Genomic DNA, 17,475 nt, shown 5'->3' with positions numbered 1-17,475 from the left:
CTTTGCCCGGTCCAACAGGTTAATGCGTTGGTTTTGTAGGAGCAGGGGTACCCTGCGAACAAGCCCCTGTGTAATCAGTGCTTGGTCTTCAACTCGTAATAGGTCACACGCCCACCTTCAGTGGCATAGCCGGTGTGGTCCAGGGTGTAGTTGCCCGCCTTGAAGAAGAACGAGTAGGGCCGCCATTTGCTGTCCAGGGTCACCTGGGTGGCCACGCCATTGATGATGGCCGTCACTTCCCCCGTGCTCACCATTTTGATGTCGTAGGTGAAAGGCTGGCCCAGGGGCACGTTTTTCAAGGTGTAGATGATCGGGGACTTGTCATCGCCTGGCTTCTTGCGCCAGGTGATGTCGACGTTGCCAACGCCTTTGGCGTAGCGGTATTGCAGCTTGAGCAACGGGGATTCAGCATCCTTGGCGTGGATCTGAGCCACCACCACTTTGCCTTCGGACGGCACTTGGTTCACGGCCACCTTGCCACTGATTTCGTTGGTGCCGCTGTTGTATTTCCAGTTGCGCTGGGTGCCACTCTTGTTCACCTCACGCATTTCACTGCGCGGGAAGTGGCTACTGCCCGATTGCGCGCCCGTTACAGGGGCCCACAGCACAAGGCCGCTGCCGTTGTTCTGGAAGTAGGGGTTGGTAAAGGTGCTCAGCCGGTTGGCAGCCACTTCCTGAGCAGGTGTGCCAATGGGGAGAATCAGGTCCCAAACGCTTAAGTCGATCATGGTAGACATCCGTAATAGGTCAGCAGGTGGCCCTGTACGGTCCTGAACGGGGCGTGAAGGGCGATACCCTGCTATCTGCCGTGATCGATTGCCCTTTAACACCGTTCAGCGGGTGGGCAAAGTGCCATTTACCTCGCCAATACCACGGCGTGATAGCCCGCTTGCCGATCAGTTTGGGTGTACGGACCTTCAGGTTTTTGGTGCTAACCGCTAGCACCGGCTGTCCATCACCTAACCGTTATGTTCAGGTGAGAGGAAAATACAGATGTCAAATGTTGCATTGGTTGTAGGCGCCAGCGGTATCGTGGGCAGTGCCATTACCGACCTGCTGATCAGCGAAGGCTGGCAGGTGGCAGGGCTGGCGCGCACGCCCCAGGCCCGAGAGGGCTTCACCCCCGTCGCGGCCGATTTGATGGACCCAGCCGACCTGGCCAAGGCCCTGGCCGGGCTTGCGCCTACCCATGTGTTTATCACCACCTGGTCGCGCCAGGCCACGGAAGCAGAGAACATCAAGGTTAACGCAGCCATGGTGCGCAACGTGCTGGACGCGCTGCGCCCCGCAGGCAGCGTTCGTCATGTGGCACTAGTAACTGGCCTTAAGCATTACTTGGGGCCATTCGAAGCCTACGGCAAAGGCACCCTGCCGCAGACGCCGTTCCGCGAATCGCAGCCCCGCCTGGATGTGGACAACTTCTACTATGCCCAGGAAGACGAAGTGTTCACGGCCGCCGAGCGTGATGGCTTCACGTGGAGCGTGCACCGCCCGCACACCATTACCGGCGTTGCGGTGGGCAATGCCATGAACATGGCGACTACCCTGGCGGTGTATGCCAGCCTGTGCCGCCACACCGGCCGGCCTTTCCGTTTTCCAGGCTCGGCCGCGCAGTGGAACAGCCTCACGGACATGACCGACGCACGCCAGCTGGCGCGGCAACTGCTGTGGGCTGCCACCACACCTGCCGCTGCCAATGAAGCCTTCAACATCGTCAACGGCGACGTGTTCCGCTGGAGCTGGATGTGGTCTCAACTGGCCGAATGGTTCGACGTGGAAGCAGCGCCCTTTGACGGTACGGCGGTGCCGCTGGAGGAGCAGATGGCCAATGATGCACCGGTGTGGAAAGCCTTGGCTGAGGAACAGGGGCTGGCTGAAACCGACATCACTCGCCTGGTTTCGCCGTGGCACACCGACGCCGACCTAGGCCGGCCTATCGAGGTGGTCACGGACATGTCCAAGAGCCGCCAACTGGGCTTCCTGTCCTATCAAGCCAGTGACGCGGCCTTCTTCGAAGTGTTCGAACGGCTGCGCGAACTGAAGCTGATCCCCTGAGGCGGCTCGCCAGGCGGCGGCCCTAGCCCAGCGCCTGGCTCACCAAGGCAAACTGGCATACGCTTTCACGGGGCTGCGGCACGGGCCCTGTGGTCATTTGAGCGACCGTGCCTACCTGTACCAGCCCCTGCTGTGCCAATACGCTTGCCAACCCGCAGGTGCTGGGAATGTCTACGCGTACGAACCGGCCCGGCACAGTACCTAGCAACGCCAGCACCAGCGCCTTGGCCTGCGCCTCATTCTCAGCAATGACCGGGCCCAGGCCCAGGTCGCGGCCAAAGGGGCGCAACAGTGCGAACGCTTGCAACTGACCCTGCTGTTCAATCCCCACACCCTGAACCACCGTAGGCAACACGTCGGCCAGTACGTGATTGCGGTCCAGGCCGCTGCCCGCTGCCGCCAGGGTCAGCAGCCGAGGGGTATCGGCCGGTGTGAGCGCACGGCAATGGTCGCCCATGTTTACGGGTTCAGGCGCCAGGCCCTGCCACTGCGCCACATGCCCATAGGTTGTGAACCCCATACGCTCATAAAGCCGGGCGCCTTCTTCAGTGGCATTGAGCAGGGCCGTGCGTGGGCCTAGGGTGCCCAGTACCTGGTTCATCAGCTGGCGGCCAACGCCTTTGCCTTGGTGGGCAGCGCTTACGATCACTAAGCCAATGGTAGAAAACGCGCCTTGATGGCACGCAAACGCCGTTCCAATCACCTCGCCGTTGTACTCAGCCACAACGCCTTCTGCACAGCGCTGCAGCATGGCCCAATCTTCCTGCCGATGGGCCCAGCCCAATGCCCTGGACAGTGCGTAGGCAGCCGGTACGTCAGCGGCGTTCATGGTGCGAAGGCTCAGAGCGTGTGGTGTGTTTTGCGGCATTACGGGGCTCTGCTCATAAGGGACGTCTTGAGAAGGTACAACCGCACTTGGCGGCAAACAACGGGTGAATTATTTAGCGTCCCATTGTCTGAGCTTCAATAGCGCACACGCGGCTAGCCGTGCCATGTGCGCGAACAAGCCGTCGCTCGACCCCAGCCAGGAAAGATGCATGAAACTAAGCAAGAAGCGTGTCAAACCTTTTGGTTTGAAGGACATCACCATTGTCGATGACGCCAAGATGCGCAAGGCAATTACCGCCGCTGCACTGGGCAACGCCATGGAATGGTTCGATTTTGGCGTATACGGCTTTGTTGCCTATGTGCTGGGCAAGGTGTTCTTCCCCAGCGCAGACCCAAGTGTGCAGATGGTCGCCGCGCTGGCGACCTTCTCTGTGCCCTTCCTGATACGCCCCTTGGGTGGCCTGTTCTTTGGTGCCATGGGGGACCGCTATGGTCGGCAGAAGGTGCTGGCGGCCACTATCGTGATCATGTCACTGAGCACCTTTGCCATTGGCTTGATCCCGTCCTACGCCTCCATTGGTATCTGGGCGCCCATCTTGCTCCTGCTGGCCAAGATGGCCCAAGGGTTCTCGGTAGGGGGCGAGTACACGGGTGCCTCTATCTTTGTGGCTGAATACGCGCCTGACCGCAAACGCGGGTTCCTAGGCAGTTGGCTGGACTTCGGCTCCATTGCCGGCTTTGTGGTCGGCGCAGGTGTGGTGGTAGCCATTTCCACCGTATTGGGCGAAGACAAGTTCCAGGAGTGGGGCTGGCGCCTGCCGTTCTTCCTGGCGTTGCCGCTTGGCCTGCTGGGCCTGTACCTGCGTAATGCATTGGAAGAAACGCCAGCATTCCAGCAGCACGTGGAAAAGCTGGAGCAGGGCGACCGGGAAGGCCTGGCCGATGGCCCCAAGGTGTCGTTCAAGGAAGTGGCTACCAAGCACTGGCGCAGTTTGGTGACCTGCGTAGGCATAGTGATTGCCACTAACGTGACCTATTACATGCTGCTCACGTACATGCCCAGCTACCTGTCCCATAACCTGCACTACAGCGAAGACCGCGGTGTGCTGATCATCATCGCGATCATGGTGGGCATGCTGTTCGTGCAGCCCCTGATCGGGCGCCTCAGTGACAAGATTGGCCGCAAGCCCTTTATTGTCTGCGGCAGTATCGCCTTGTTCTGCCTGGCGATTCCGGCCTTCATGCTTATCACCAGTGGCAAGCTGGGGCTTATCTTCTCTGGCCTGCTGATGCTGGCCGTGGTGCTCAACTTCTTTATCGGTGTGATGGCCTCTACATTGCCGGCCATGTTCCCCACCCACATTCGCTACAGTGCGTTGGCCAGTGCCTTCAATATTTCGGTATTGATCGCCGGCCTTACCCCCACGCTGGCTGCCTGGCTGGTGGAAACCACCAATAACCTGTACATGCCGGCGTACTACCTGATGGTGGTGGCAGTAATTGGCCTGGTAACGGGCATCACCATGAAAGAAACCGCCAACAAGCCCTTGCGCGGCGCTGCACCCACCGCGTCGGACCTGGACGAAGCCAAAGAGCTGTTGCAGGAGCACCACGACAACATCGAGCAGAAAATCGAGGACATCGATCAGCAGCTTAAAGAGCTGCAAGCCAAGCGGGATCTGCTAGTGCAACAGCACCCCCGTATCGACTAAGCCTGAGCATCGCCGAGTGGTGAATGCCAGCGTAATGCCGCTGCATTCACTCACCCGGCCCTGATGTGTCAGGTGTTCGAATCTCCTGCGGGCGCCAGCACTCGTCGAGGCTGCCTAAGCCTCACCACCCCCGCATGCAGCAGTGGCACAAACAACAACGTAAGCACCGTCGCGCTGAGCATGCCGCCAAACACTGCAGTACCGATGGCACGCTGGCTGGCTGAACCTGCGCCGCTGGCGAATACCAGGGGCAGCACACCCATCATGAAGGCCAATGAGGTCATCACAATAGGTCGCAGGCGCATGCGCGCGGCGCTTATGAGGGCCTGGCTGACAGGCTGGCCTTGATGAATCAACGCTTGCGCCACTTCCACGATCAGGATGGCATTCTTGGCGGAGAGGCCGATAACCGTGACCACGCCTACTTTGAAATACAGGTCATTGGGCAGACCTGACACGGTGGTGGCCAGGAAGGCACCCAGTACGCCCAAGGGGATGGCCAGGATAACGCTGAGCGGCGTGACCCAGCTTTCGTACAGGGCCGCCAGGCACAGGAACACAATAAGAATGGACAGCCCGAACAGCAGTGGCACCTGCTGGCCGGACACCTGTTCCTGATAGCTCTGCCCGGACCATTCGTAGCCGAAGCCCACCGGCAAACGTGTTACCAGCCCGGCGAGGGCGGCCATGGCCTGGCTGGAGCTGTAGCCAGGTGCGGCGCTACCGCTCAGGGCCATGGAGGCAAAGCCGTTGTAGCGGTCAACGCTGAGGGCGTCTTGGGTCCAATGCAGGCTCACGAAGCTGGCCAGCGGCACCATATCCCCGCTGCTGTTACGCACGCGGGCCTGCAACAGGCTGTCGGGCTGCTGGCGGTCTTCACCCCGCGCCTGTACCAGAATCCGCCGCACCTGGTTTTCATGAATGAAGTCGCCCACGTAGTTCGAGCCGTACAGGGTGGCCAGGGTCTGGTTGATCTCCCCCAGGATGATACCCATGCTCTGCGCCTTTTGCCGGTCTATGCTCACGCGTAGTTGCGGCACACTGCCTTGGCCTGAAAACTCCACATTGGCCAGCGCTGGCTCACGGGCAGCCAAGGCAAGCAATTGTTGCCCAGCCGCTGCCAGCGCCTGGGGGCCTAGGCCAGCACGGTCTTGCAACTGAAGCTCGATACCTTCGCTATTTCCCAAACCATTGATGGGCGGTGGGCGCAGGGCCTTGATCAAGGCGGTAGGGTAGGTGGCCGTGCCGGACGCGAAGTGGTCGTTCAGGCGTTTTACCATGGCCTGCACTTGCTGGTCGGCCCCTTGTCGCTGGGCCCAGTCCTGCAACTCTGGCCAGGCCATGGCGGTGTTCTGGCCATCGCCAAAGTAGCTGAACCCCTGCATGGCGAAAATATGCTTCACGCCAGGCATCTGGCGAAGGTAAGCCTGCACCTCGTCCAGCACGCCCCGTGTGGCCGCCTGAGTGGAGCCGGTAGGGAGCTGAACGACTACCGCAAACCGGCCTTCGTCCTCGTTGGGCAGAAACCCCCCGGCCAGGCGTACAAACAAGAAGACCAGCACCCCGGCCAAGGCCACGTACAAGGTTAGAAAGCGCAGGGGGCGCTGAAGCACACTACCTAGGGCCTTTGCATAACCAGAGGCGAACCGTTCGCCCAGGCGTGCCAGTGCACCAGCGGTGTGAGCGGAGCGGTTGACAGGCTTGAGAAACGACGCGCACAGGGCAGGTGTAAGGGTAAGCGCCAGGTAGGCGGACAAGGCCATGGGGGCGGCAAGGGCCACCGAGAACTGCCGGTAAATGGCACCCGTGGCGCCGTCCAGGAAGGCCATGGGCAGGAATACCGTGGTCAGCACCAGGGTAATGGCGACGATCGCGCCGCTGATCTGGCCCATGGCCTTGCGCGTGGCGTCACGCGGCGGCAAGCCTTCCTCCCGCATGATGCGCTCTACGTTCTCGACCACCACGATAGCGTCGTCGACCAGAATGCCGATGGCCAATACCATGCCGAACAAGGTGAGCACATTGAGGGAAAACCCCATGGCCCACATCACGCCGCAGGTGCCTGCCAGTGCAATAGGTACCACCAGCGCTGGCACCAGGGTCGCGCGAATGCTGCCCAAGAACAGCCACATTACGAGGAACACCAGTACCAGCGCTTCCACCAAGGTGTAACCGACTTTTTTCAAAGACAATTTCACGAAGGCAGAGCCGTCGTAGGCCGTATGCAGGTGCGTACCTGGCGGGAGTTGGGGCGCCAGCGCGGCCAATGCCGCTTTCACTCGGTCAGCCGTAGCCAGGGCATTGGCGCTTGCCGCCAGTTTGATGGACATGACCGCGCTGGCTTGGCCGTTATAGAACCCTGGGTAATCGTAGTTGCTGGCGCCCAGCTCCACCTGGGCCACATCGGCCACCCGCAGCGCCGAACCGTCGCTGTTCACACGTAAGGCAATGTCACCGAACGCCTGGGGCGTTTCCAGCCGCTCCTCTACCACAAGCGGGGCGGTAAGGGCCGTACTGGCCGGGGCTGGGGCACCGCCCACTGATCCCAGGGGGATGCGCTGGTTCTGAAGGGAAATGGCGTTTACCAGTTCTGTGCTGGTCACGCCCAGCGCGGTCAACTTGTGCACATTGGGCCATATGCGCATGGCATATTCGGCGCTCCATAGGCTCACCTGCCCCACGCCTTCCTGGCGTAGCAGTACGGGCCGCACCAAGGTAGACGCCAGATCGCCCAAGTGGGCATCGGTGACCTGAGCATTGTCAGCGGTCAGCAATACATACAGCAACGAACTCTGGCTGCTTTGCTCTACGGAAATACCTTGCCGGCGCACGGTTTCAGGCAGCCGCTCCTCCACGCGCTTGAGGCGGTTCTGCACCTCTACCGCCGCCAGTTGCGTGTTAGTGCCTGGTTCGAGCAGTACGTTGATGCTGACCATGCCTTCGATGCTGCTGGAGTTGAACGCCAGCAGGCCTGGAATCCCGCTCAGTTCTCGCTCGATCACCGACGTGACCGTACGGGCTATCACCTGTGGCGAGGCACCAGGGTAGTAGGCTTCGATACCCACCCTGGGTGGCGCCACATTGGGATAACGCTCCACCGCCAAGCGAGAAGCCGCAAAGCCGCCGCTCAATAGAATGAGCAGTGCCAGTACCCAGGCCATGACAGGCCGATCGATAAAGAATGCGGACATGACTTCCTCAGGGGGTGCTCACCGCCACCGATGCTGGAGGGGGCTTGAGCGCTACCGCCTGGCCATCGCTCAGTGCAGCGCCATCAAGAATGACCCGTTCGCCGCCAAGCAACCCGGCCTCCACGCGCCATTGTGTGCCTTCCAGCGCGTCTGCCTTCACGCTGACCTGGTGGGCTATGCCGTCGCGTTCGACCATCACGTAGGCCCCATCCGCCCCTCGTGCCAGCGCACGCTGCGGTACCAGCACTGTGTGAAGCGCCTGGGGGCGTGCCACTTCAACTTGAACATACATGCCGGGCAACAGCAGGCGATCCGGGTTGGGCACCACGGCGCGCAGGGTGACCGTGTCGGTTTTAGGGTCCACGGCAGAGTCCTGGAACTCAAGAGTGCCGGCAGCAGGGTATCGGGAGCCGTTTGCCAGTATCAGGCCCACTTCGCGCCCGGCCTGGGGGTTGTCCACCTGCTGCTGGCGTAGCGCAAGAAACGCCGATACGGGTTCGGAGAAGTCAACGTACAGAGGGTCGATCTGCTCCACCGTGGTCAGCACGGTGCCTTCATCCTGGCCTACCATGGCGCCTTCACTGACGTCAGCTTTGCGGGTGCGCCCGGAAATCGGTGCCGTCACGTCCGCATACACGCGCCGCAGCCGTGCGCTGCGTACCTTAGCCAGGGCCGATTCCTCCAAGGCACGTGCCTGTTTTGCCGCGAAGAAATCCTTGCGGTACTGCTGAGTGCTGATGGACTGGTCCGCGATCAATTGCCGGGAGCGTTGCGCGATGTCTTCAGCGGCGTCTGCCGCGGCCTTGGCCTGGGAAAGCTCGGCCTGGGCTGCTGCCAGGTCCACGTCAAGCTGGGCGGGGTCGATCCGGAACAGCAATTGCCCTGCCTGCACTTCTTGCCCTTCGGTGTACACACGCTTGTGCACGATCCCTTCCACCCGCGCGCGCACCTGGGCCCGGCGGTAGGGCTCCAACCGACCTGGCAACAGGGCGGTAGCGGCCTTGGCCGAAGGTGTAGCCACCACCACATCGACCACCGGTAGCGATGCCGAGGGCGGGGTATCTGCAGGGCGGCAGCCTGACGCCATCGCACAGGCAGCGAGCGCGGTGAGGAGGGCCTGCAAGGAGGTACGTGCGAAGGGCATTGAGGGCTCGGGTGTTCCGTTGTGCCAAGGCACCGGAGCTTACACGACACCGGTTGGCTTTTTGTGCGATTGATGCGTGGTTGTGCAAAGAAAGCGCGTAATGCTATTACCGATTGTTACGTGCCAATCAGGCCAGGTCTAACACGCAGCCCGTTCCCCGCCAGGCGCCGCTCCGTCGTCCGATGTGTTGCATACATTGCGCGGTGCGAAGGCTCCCTTTACATTACGCCCAGGGCCTGCGAGCCCTTGGCGTTTTCGACCATCAGTGGAGAAGTAGTCGATGGAAAGGCTGTGTGAACGGCAGGGTCTGCTGACCCTGGAAGAGCGCTCGGCCATCGCCGAGATCGAAGCGACAACCCATGTTCTGAAGCTCGTTACGCGCTTGACTGGGATGGGTTTTGCGGGCATTTCCAAATTCACGGACACGCAGTGGGTGGTGTGTTCGGTATACGACGCCATTGGCCTGGGCATTGCGCCAGGCGAGTCGCTGGACGTGGAAACCACCCTGTGTCATGAGTTGCAGCGTGACCCCAGGCCATTGTTTCTGGCCAACATCGCCAACCATCCCAGGCTGGCTGCGCGGCCAGTGGTGGCCGAGCATCGCCTTGGCAGCTATGCCGGCGTGCCTGTGATCCTGCCGGATGGCACGCTGTATGGCGCGCTCTGCGCTTTGGATACGAAGGCTACAGCCTTCAATGATGAGAACCTGGCTGAAACCTTGGAGCTGTTTGCACGGCTGATCGGCTGTATTTTCTACGCAAACATCCGCCGCTGAGGCAAGCCAGGGTGGCGCGGCCCTGGCACCCGTTGCAGTCCATAGTGGCTTAGTCATAGGATGACTGATCATAAAAATAACAGGACTTCACCATGGGTTTGCGTACAGGTTGTGCTGTTTCCCTGATTGTTGCTGCATTGGTCGGGCCTGTTCAGGCCGCCACCTTCGCCTATATCTCAAGCCCTGAAGACGGGTTGATTTCCCAGTACCAACTGGACGAAACGTCCGGGCAATTGGAGCTGGTCGAGCAGACCCAGGCCGGCGCTCAGGTCAACCCCATGGCATTGAGCCCGGATGGCAAGACCTTGTATGCCGCGCTGCGCGCCAAGCCCTACACGGTGCGCAGCTACAGTATTGACCCTGAAACGGGGCACCTCAGCGAGCACGGCACTGCCCCCCTGGCAGAGAGCATGGCCTACTTGGCGACTGATAGAAGCGGGCGCTGGTTGCTGGCCGCCTCCTACGGTGCAGACCTGATCAGCACCCAGGCCATTGGCACCGATGGCCAGCCTACTGCGGCGTTTAACACCTTCAAGACCGGGCCCCATGCCCATTCCATACGCACCGACCCTTCCAACCAGTTTGCCTATGCCGGCAACCTGGGCGCAGACCATGTGCTGCAATACCGTTTCAACGCCTCCACGGGGCAGCTCACGCCAATAGGTGATGGGCATGTTTCAGTACCGGCCAAAACCGGGCCGCGGCATATCGCGTTTTCCCGCAATGGCCATTTCCTGTATGTGGTGGGAGAAATGAGCGGCACGGTGACCGCCTACGCCATCAACGCCAAAAGCGGCGTCCTGAGCGAGGCAGGCGCAGTTCCTGGCATACCGGCCAGCCTGGGCTTGACCCACGGAGAAGTAAGAGACGCCAGCAACAATAACCTGGCTAACGATTCCACCCGTCGCATCTGGGCCGCGGACCTGCGCCTGTCACCGGACGGCAAGCTGCTGTACATGACCGAACGCACCAGCAGCAGCGTCTCCGCGTTCAGCCTGGATGCCAACACTGGCAAACCTACCTTCATGGGCAACTACCCCGTTCAGGAGCAGCAGCCCCGCAACATCGCATTTGACCCTAGCGGGCGCTGGTTACTGGTGACGGGTGAAAAAAGCGCCGTAGTGGGCAGCTATGCCATTGGACCAAAAGGTGCCTTGACCCGGACTGGGCAGGCCCCTTCAGGTAAAGGGGCGTTGTGGATAGAGGTGTTGCACACAAAGCCTTAGGCATCCAGGCAGGATTGAACCCGATTCCGCCCACTCTGCTTTGCCTTGTACAACGCGGTGTCAGCCGCCTTGAGCAGCAGGCTCTGGTCGGCACCGCACACGGCAGTGGAGGACACGCCAAAGGAGGCAGTGACGGTCAGTGGCTGCCCCAACTCGTGAAGGGTCATGGCGGCAAATTCTGCACGTATGGCTTCGGCTCGGACCACCGCGCCTTCCAGCGCACAGTCGGGCAGGATCACGATCAGCTCTTCACCGCCAAAGCGGCAGGCGATGTCCGAGGCTCTCAGGGCACCGAGCAGCAAAGCCGAAACAGCTCTGAGCACGCTGTCACCGGCCGGGTGGCCATAGTTGTCGTTCAGGCGTTTGAAGTGGTCCAGGTCCAGCATGATCACCGATAGGCAGGCGTGGGTTCGACGGGCCCGGGCCAGTTCTCGCTCCAGGGTTTCCTCCATGAACCGACGGTTGTACAGGCCGGTGAGGGGGTCGCGTATGGACTGGGTTTGCAGCACCTGGCGCATGCGCCCATTGGCCAGGGCCAAGGCGGTCTGTTCAGCAATGGCTTCGGCGCATTTCAGGCTGGCCTCTTCCGTGGGCTGGCGTGCGTCTCTGTAAATGTGCAGCAGCCCCAGTGTTTCCCCATACGCCAGCAGGGGAATACACCAATGCGTGTAGGTCGCCGTATCCGTGTGTTGCGGGTAATGGGCGCAGCACAGGTCGTGGTCTTGCTCTACCAGGTGCACGCGGGCACGGCGGATGGCCCAGCAATCCTTGGGGCTGAGCAGCGTGTCGGGCGCCAGGTCCACGGTTCCCCAACTGGCTGCTGGTAACAGGGCGTCGGCCGAGTTGCGGTACAGGAAAAACGTACCGGCGCTGCCCTCTAGCAGGCGCTGGCAATAACTGTTGGCCAGCTGCAGGGTTTCTTCCTGGCTCAATTCGGTCTGCAGCAGCCTGGCCATCTCGGCCAGCAGGCTGATTTCCAGGTTGCGGTGCTCTAGGTGCTCAAGGCTCTGGGTCAAGCGTGCACTGGCGATCTGGGCTGTCGCAGCAGAGTCGGCCTGTAGCCGTGCCGACTCGGTCTGGCGCTGCACCGCGCTGCGCATGGAGACGTAGATAAACCGGCCTAGGGACAGAGTGAGCAGAAAGGTGGCCACGGAGACGGCAACCGCAATGCGCAGGTTGGTCTGAAGCTGGTCATCCAGTTGCGCGACCTTGGTGGTTTCATCCGCCATAAGGCTTGTGGTGACTTCCCGCACGTCGTCCATTAGCTGCTTGCCACGGCCACTGGCAATCTCGGCTTCCGAAGCGCTATAGCCAGCCTCACTGCGCAGCTTTACCACCATGTTCAAGTGGTCCATCTTGAGGTGGGTGCGGGTGATGAACGTTTGAATCTGCTCCGCTTCCGTACTCGCGCTACCCTCGTACAGCGCCTGGAGTTGACGGATCGCGCCGGGCAATTGCGCAACCGCAATAAAGTAGGGTTGCAGGAAGGGTTCCTTGCCCGTAATCACATACCCGCGCTGGCCGGTTTCCGCATCCACCAGCAGGCCTTGTACTTGGCGCACACTATCAAGCTGGCGCTCGACCAAGTTACGCTCCATGCGGGTCTGGTTGGTCCAGAAAAGGCTTACAGGGCTTACGGCAGCCGTGATCGACATCACCAGCATGGCGGCCATGGCTGCAAGCAGCAGGTTGGTTTTGCGATACGCCATGGCGTTATCCAGCGAGACGGTTGCGATGGTTATCGGCAACCGAAGTGCTGGATAAAGACGTTCGCCTTGCTGGGCGACGAACGGTCGAGCTATTGCGCTTTGTCAGGCGATATTGGCAGCCTGCTGCAGGGCCAATTCAGCCAGCCGTTGGTGGTAATGCTGGCCTTCGGGGTTTAGCACCATGGAAGGTGCCTTGCCCGCCGCCTCTGCCAACGCTACGTACTTGCACACAATCAATACGCGTAGTTCCTCGGCATCGTCCTGGCTTATTTCGTTCCACTGGCGGGCTTCGATCAGGTTGAGCAGGCGCAGGTGTCGTGCATCGTAAGCGTTCATAGGGGCGTCACTGAAAAATAGAGAGGAATGATGTTATTGTGCCTTTATTGCACAGGTGGCACGTTAGTTCCAGACAAAGCGCGCTAAATAAATGAGCGACAACTATTTTCTTCGGCTTGATACCGATTTCTGAGTTTTTTTGGAGCATTGGGTACACGCTGCACAAACTATTTGCCTTCTTTGTGTATCGAACACCAGATGTACGGCGCCTTATGCTTTCAGGAAAACGAGCCCGATGCCTGACCAATCCAAAGACCTGCATGCGCGGGTAGACAACGCACAGACAGCCGACCTGTCCTCACAAGGCAAAAACATCTTTTTTGCGGCCGTGTCTACCACGCGTATGCCGATGATCGTGACGGACCCTAACCAGCCTGATAACCCGATCATCTTCGCCAATGGTGCCTTCGTTGACATGACGGGGTATAGCACCGACGAGCTGTACGGGCGCAACTGCCGCTTCCTCCAGGGGGCCGATACCGATCGGCATTTGGTGGAGCAGGTGAAGCGGGCGGTGGATGAACAGCGGGACGTGTCGGTAGAGATACTCAATTACCGCAAGGACGGGTCTTCGTTCTGGAATGCCCTGTTCATCTCGCCGGTGTACAACGACGATGGCGACTTGATCTACTTCTTTGCCTCGCAACTGGATGTGAGCCGTCGCCGGGACGCTGAAGACGCACTGCGCCAGGCTCAGAAAATGGAAGCCCTGGGGCAACTGACCGGGGGCATCGCCCACGACTTCAACAACCTGTTGCAAGTGATGGGTGGGTACGTAGACCTAGCAGACCGTTCGGCACGCAAGGCTGAGGTAGACGGCGAACGCATCGTGCGCAACCTGGCCATGACCCGCACAGCCATCGAGCGTGCGACGTCCCTGACTCAACAATTGCTGGCATTTTCCAGGAAGCAAAAGCTGCAAGGCCGTGTGATCAACCTAAATAACCTGGTTGATGAAATACGCCGCAACGTTGAGCATGTGATGGGCGATAACATCGATTTCCGTACGGACCTGGAGCAGGACCTGTGGAACTGCCGCATCGACCCTACCCAGGCCGAAATGGCGTTGCTCAATATCATCATCAATGCCCGCGATGCGCTGCTGGGCCGTGAGCGGCCGGCGGTCAGCGTAGAAACGCGAAACCTGCACGTGTCTGAAGCCAATGCACGCGCCTATGACGGTATGCTGCCTGGCCGCTATGTGTGCATCGCGTTGACCGATAACGGCTGTGGCATGCCCGAAAGCATCAAAAGCCGGGTGATGGAGCCGTTTTTCACCACCAAGGATGAAGGCAAAGGCACTGGGTTGGGACTGTCCATGGTGTATGGCTTCGCCAAGCAGTCAGGTGGGGCTGTGCGCATCTATTCCGAAGACGGTATAGGCACCACCTTGCGGATGTATTTCCCAGCCGACAGCGCAGGCCTTACTCACCATGAAGTGCCCAAACCAACAGCGGCTACTACGGGTACCGAGGCCATTCTTATTGTTGAAGACCGGGAAGACGTGGCCGAGCTGGCCAAGGCGGTACTTGACGACTGTGGCTACACCACGGCCGTGGCCAACAGCGCCAACCAGGCGCTGGAAATCCTGGCCGGCGACGCCCGCTTCGACCTGCTGTTTTCGGATGTGATCATGCCTGGCGGCATGAATGGCGTGGTACTGGCGCGTGAAGTACGCAAGCTTTACCCAGATATGAAGATACTGCTCACCACGGGGTACGCTGAGAATGCCATTGAGCGCACAGGCGCCAGTGGCGAACAGTTTGAAGTGCTGTCCAAGCCGTGTTTGCCCAATGTGCTATCGGCCAAGGTCAGGCAGGTACTGAACGGCCCTAACGGCGTGAGCTGAATACAACCGGCTAGCTAAGCGCCTGTGGTCTAAAGTTAAAGCTCAACCTTTAAAGTGGATCCATCGGGAGCAGTTTTATGCGTAAACAACTGATTGCAGTCGCTGTGTTGTTCGCCGCCGCCATGCCATTAGCCTTTGCCGAAGGTGAGGTGGGAGAGGGCATACGCCACGATAACCGTGAGTTGGACGAAGGCATGGACCATGACGCCAAAGAGGTGGACAAAGGTGTGAAGCATGACGCCAGCGAAGTAGACAAAGGCGTCAAGCACGACGACGAAGAGCGCCATAAGGCGGACAAACACCTTGATAAAGAAGCCAAGAAGCACCTGTGAGGTCTTTATCCAAGCTCGTTCGCCTCGTCAGGGAGTGGTGGCACGGTAGCGTGGGGCAGGGTGAATGAAAACGCGGCGCCTTCATTAGGCGCTGCCTTGGCCCAAACCCGGCCACCGTGGCGTTCAATAATACGGCGGACGTTGGCCAGGCCAATGCCGGTGCCCTCGTAGTCTTCCATGCGATGAAGCCGCTGGAAGACGCCAAACAGCTTGTCCACGTACTGCATGTCGAACCCGACGCCGTTGTCTTGAACACACACCACCGTGTCGTCGTCGCGCTTGACCGCCGTGACTTCAATAAGGGCTACAGGCCGGGCGCGTGAGTATTTCAGTGCATTGGAAATCAGGTTGCGCATGGCCAAGTGGATAAAGGCCGGGTCTGCCACCAACTCAGGCAGGTCGGTGTAGTGCCATTGCACCTCGCGCCCTTCGTAGTCCGGTTGGAGTTCCACGCGAATGGTGTCCACAAGCTTGCGCAGGTCTATGGGCGCCAGGTGGATAGCATTGCGGCCCATTTGGGAAAAACTGAGCAGGTTATCTACCAGTGTGCCGGCAAACCGTGCTGAGTCTGCAATAGTGGTGACAAAGCGCTGGCCTCGCTCCGAGAGGTTGTCCGATTCCATGTCCGTCAGCAGGTCGGTAAAGCCGGCGATGTGGCGCAGGGGAGCGCGCAGGTCATGGGACACGCTGTATGAGAAGGCTTCCAGCTCCTTGTTGGAGCGGTCCAGCTCTTCAGACATCTGCGCTAGCTCTTCTGCCTTGCGCAGCACAATGCCCAATACGGCCTGACGCAACTCCTGAACACCCTCGGCCTCGCTGGCCAGCCAAGGGGTTGAGAAACCATGAACCACCTGCCGCCATTGTTCGAAACTCTGCCGAGGGTTGAGGCTGCCGGTATCACCTAGAATCTTGTCCGGTTTGCCGGCCCAGTGCACCACGTGAGCCTGTTCAGGCTTGAACCAGATCAAGTAATGAGGGTGCAGCTCTGAAATGGCGACGGCCATCACACCGCTGGTGGCTTCACCTATGGCAGGCAGCTCCGGGATGCTCTGGCTGGCATTGTCCGTTTCGAAAAAGTCGTTGGCCGGGCGCTGGAACAGCCACTCGGCCAGCAACTGCACATCGGCTTTTGCAGGGGTATCGCCATACAGGTCGCAGCCTGTAGTCGAGACCACGGCTGCACCTGCGGCCCCTACAAAGCCAAGGAAGGTATCGGTTTCAGCACGCAAGCCCAGCAGGACGCTATCGTGGTCAGCAATGGCCGACAACAGCTGCACCATGCGCTGGCGAATATCCAGCATCCGCGCCGCGTTGAGGCGCGATTGACGGCTTTCGATCTGTAGCGACAGTACCCGGCCTAACAGCTCACAAGCCGTACGGGTTTGGAAGCTTACCGTGTGCGGGTCGCTGTGGTGGCAGGATACCAAGCCCCATAATTTACCCTCCACCACAATGGAGATGGACATGGAGCTGAGTGTTTGCATGTTGCGCATGTACTGCAAGTGAATCGGCGATACGCTGCGAAGCGTCGCGTAACTCATGTCCAAGGGCTGGCCCGTTAGTGGATTATTAGCGGGAATGAGCCTGGAGGGGGTGTAATTGGCATCCTCGATCACGCGAATGCGATTGGAGCAGTACAGTGCCCTGGCCTGTGCAGGAATGTCCGACGCAGGAAAGCACAAGCCCAGGTAGCTTTGGTAACCCTCATCCAGCAACTCGGCATTCACCAGGCCGTTGCCTTGCTCGTCGAACTTGTAGGTTTTGACCCGGCCAAAGCCGGTAAGCCGCTTGACCACCCGCACGGCACGCTCGCACAGCCCCTGCACCGTTTCGATTTCCGGCGCGCTGCTAATGAACGAGCGCACGATGGGGTACAACCGGTTATGGGTCACGGTTTCCGAAGTAGGCCGTTCAAACTCCACGACCAATACCTGGTCGTACCGGTGCAGCATCATGGGCAGGGCCACTGGCCCGGCCTTGCCGATCAGGAATTCCACGTCTGCCACGTGGTAGGGGTGGGATTCGTCCTCCTCCAGCTCGCCCAGCTGTTCAACCAGCTCATGCCCATCCCGGATGACGTCAGGCAAGCGTGCGCCCAGCAACTGGTCGGCATCCACGCCTAGCCAGGCCATCAGGTTTTCGCTGAACTGCCGTATCACCATGTCGGGCTCTTCGATCACCAGCATGAACCCCTGCGGCTGAATGCTGCCGGGAATGCGGATGGGTTCGCGGGCACAGTTGTCCATGGCGAGTTGGAAGGCGTCTGACTGTTGCGGCTGGGACACGGTAGTACAACCTCGTACGTTTCGCGGGGTTAC

13 protein-coding genes are annotated in these 17,475 nt (G+C 60.1%); 6 read left to right on the top strand and 7 right to left on the bottom strand.

The genetic code is table 11. The features are described 5' to 3' along the window. Positions 1-74 precede the first annotated feature (74 nt). On the bottom strand, positions 75-728 hold the full coding sequence (locus ACSAMW_RS10180) for a polysaccharide lyase family 7 protein (protein WP_500593816.1): 654 nt from the start codon (positions 726-728) through the stop codon (positions 75-77). 265 nt (positions 729-993) lie between these two features. Between ACSAMW_RS10180 and ACSAMW_RS10175 the strand changes: the two genes are divergently transcribed. Beyond that, positions 994-2,055: an SDR family oxidoreductase gene (locus ACSAMW_RS10175; RefSeq protein ID WP_500593815.1), complete on the top strand. Its 1,062-nt coding sequence runs from the start codon at positions 994-996 to the stop codon at positions 2,053-2,055. Positions 2,056-2,077: 22 nt separating this feature from the next. Here ACSAMW_RS10175 and ACSAMW_RS10170 read toward each other — a convergent pair whose 3' ends face one another. Beyond that, on the bottom strand, positions 2,078-2,923 hold the full coding sequence (locus ACSAMW_RS10170; protein ID WP_500593814.1) for a GNAT family N-acetyltransferase: 846 nt from the start codon (positions 2,921-2,923) through the stop codon (positions 2,078-2,080). A gap of 169 nt (positions 2,924-3,092) precedes the next feature. On the opposite strand from ACSAMW_RS10170, the gene proP reads away from it, so the two are divergent. Then, the gene (gene proP / locus ACSAMW_RS10165) at positions 3,093-4,595 is read left to right on the top strand and encodes a glycine betaine/L-proline transporter ProP (protein ID WP_500593813.1); all 1,503 of its coding nucleotides are present in this window, start codon (positions 3,093-3,095) and stop codon (positions 4,593-4,595) included. A gap of 68 nt (positions 4,596-4,663) precedes the next feature. On the opposite strand, the gene ACSAMW_RS10160 is transcribed toward proP, so the two are convergent. Both ACSAMW_RS10160 and ACSAMW_RS10155 read right to left on the bottom strand, forming a co-directional pair. Then, a complete protein-coding gene (locus ACSAMW_RS10160; RefSeq protein ID WP_500593812.1) occupies positions 4,664-7,786 on the bottom strand; it encodes a multidrug efflux RND transporter permease subunit in 3,123 nt (1,040 codons plus the stop codon). Between the two features lie 7 nt (positions 7,787-7,793). Then, positions 7,794-8,930 carry an efflux RND transporter periplasmic adaptor subunit gene (locus tag ACSAMW_RS10155; RefSeq protein WP_500593811.1) on the bottom strand — a complete coding sequence of 379 codons (1,137 nt, stop codon included), beginning with the start codon at positions 8,928-8,930 and terminating at the stop codon, positions 7,794-7,796. Positions 8,931-9,210: 280 nt separating this feature from the next. On the opposite strand from ACSAMW_RS10155, the gene ACSAMW_RS10150 reads away from it, so the two are divergent. After that, positions 9,211-9,705 (top strand): GAF domain-containing protein, encoded by a 495-nt coding sequence (locus ACSAMW_RS10150; protein WP_500593810.1) that lies wholly within the window; start codon positions 9,211-9,213, stop codon positions 9,703-9,705. Between the two features lie 92 nt (positions 9,706-9,797). Continuing rightward, positions 9,798-10,931: a lactonase family protein gene (locus ACSAMW_RS10145; protein ID WP_500593809.1), complete on the top strand. Its 1,134-nt coding sequence runs from the start codon at positions 9,798-9,800 to the stop codon at positions 10,929-10,931. Here the strand turns inward: ACSAMW_RS10145 and ACSAMW_RS10140 are convergent. Then, positions 10,928-12,640: a diguanylate cyclase gene (locus ACSAMW_RS10140; RefSeq protein WP_500593808.1), complete on the bottom strand. Its 1,713-nt coding sequence runs from the start codon at positions 12,638-12,640 to the stop codon at positions 10,928-10,930. The two genes, ACSAMW_RS10145 and ACSAMW_RS10140, sit on opposite strands and share 4 nt — an antisense overlap. Positions 12,641-12,742: 102 nt before the next feature. Further along, positions 12,743-12,976 (bottom strand): hypothetical protein, encoded by a 234-nt coding sequence (locus tag ACSAMW_RS10135; RefSeq protein WP_168084494.1) that lies wholly within the window; start codon positions 12,974-12,976, stop codon positions 12,743-12,745. A 235-nt stretch (positions 12,977-13,211) separates the two neighbouring features. On the opposite strand from ACSAMW_RS10135, the gene ACSAMW_RS10130 reads away from it, so the two are divergent. Both ACSAMW_RS10130 and ACSAMW_RS10125 read left to right on the top strand, forming a co-directional pair. Next, positions 13,212-14,825 carry a histidine kinase famiy protein gene (locus ACSAMW_RS10130; protein ID WP_500593807.1) on the top strand — a complete coding sequence of 538 codons (1,614 nt, stop codon included), beginning with the start codon at positions 13,212-13,214 and terminating at the stop codon, positions 14,823-14,825. Positions 14,826-14,902: 77 nt separating this feature from the next. Then, positions 14,903-15,157 carry a hypothetical protein gene (locus tag ACSAMW_RS10125; RefSeq protein WP_500593806.1) on the top strand — a complete coding sequence of 85 codons (255 nt, stop codon included), beginning with the start codon at positions 14,903-14,905 and terminating at the stop codon, positions 15,155-15,157. A 5-nt stretch (positions 15,158-15,162) separates the two neighbouring features. On the opposite strand, the gene ACSAMW_RS10120 is transcribed toward ACSAMW_RS10125, so the two are convergent. Then, a complete protein-coding gene (locus tag ACSAMW_RS10120) occupies positions 15,163-17,403 on the bottom strand; it encodes an ATP-binding protein (RefSeq protein WP_500594017.1) in 2,241 nt (746 codons plus the stop codon). Positions 17,404-17,475: the final 72 nt, after the last annotated feature.

It is taken from the genome of Pseudomonas sp. AB39(2026) (assembly GCF_059831485.1).
This window is presented reverse-complemented; position numbering and strand designations above follow the sequence as displayed.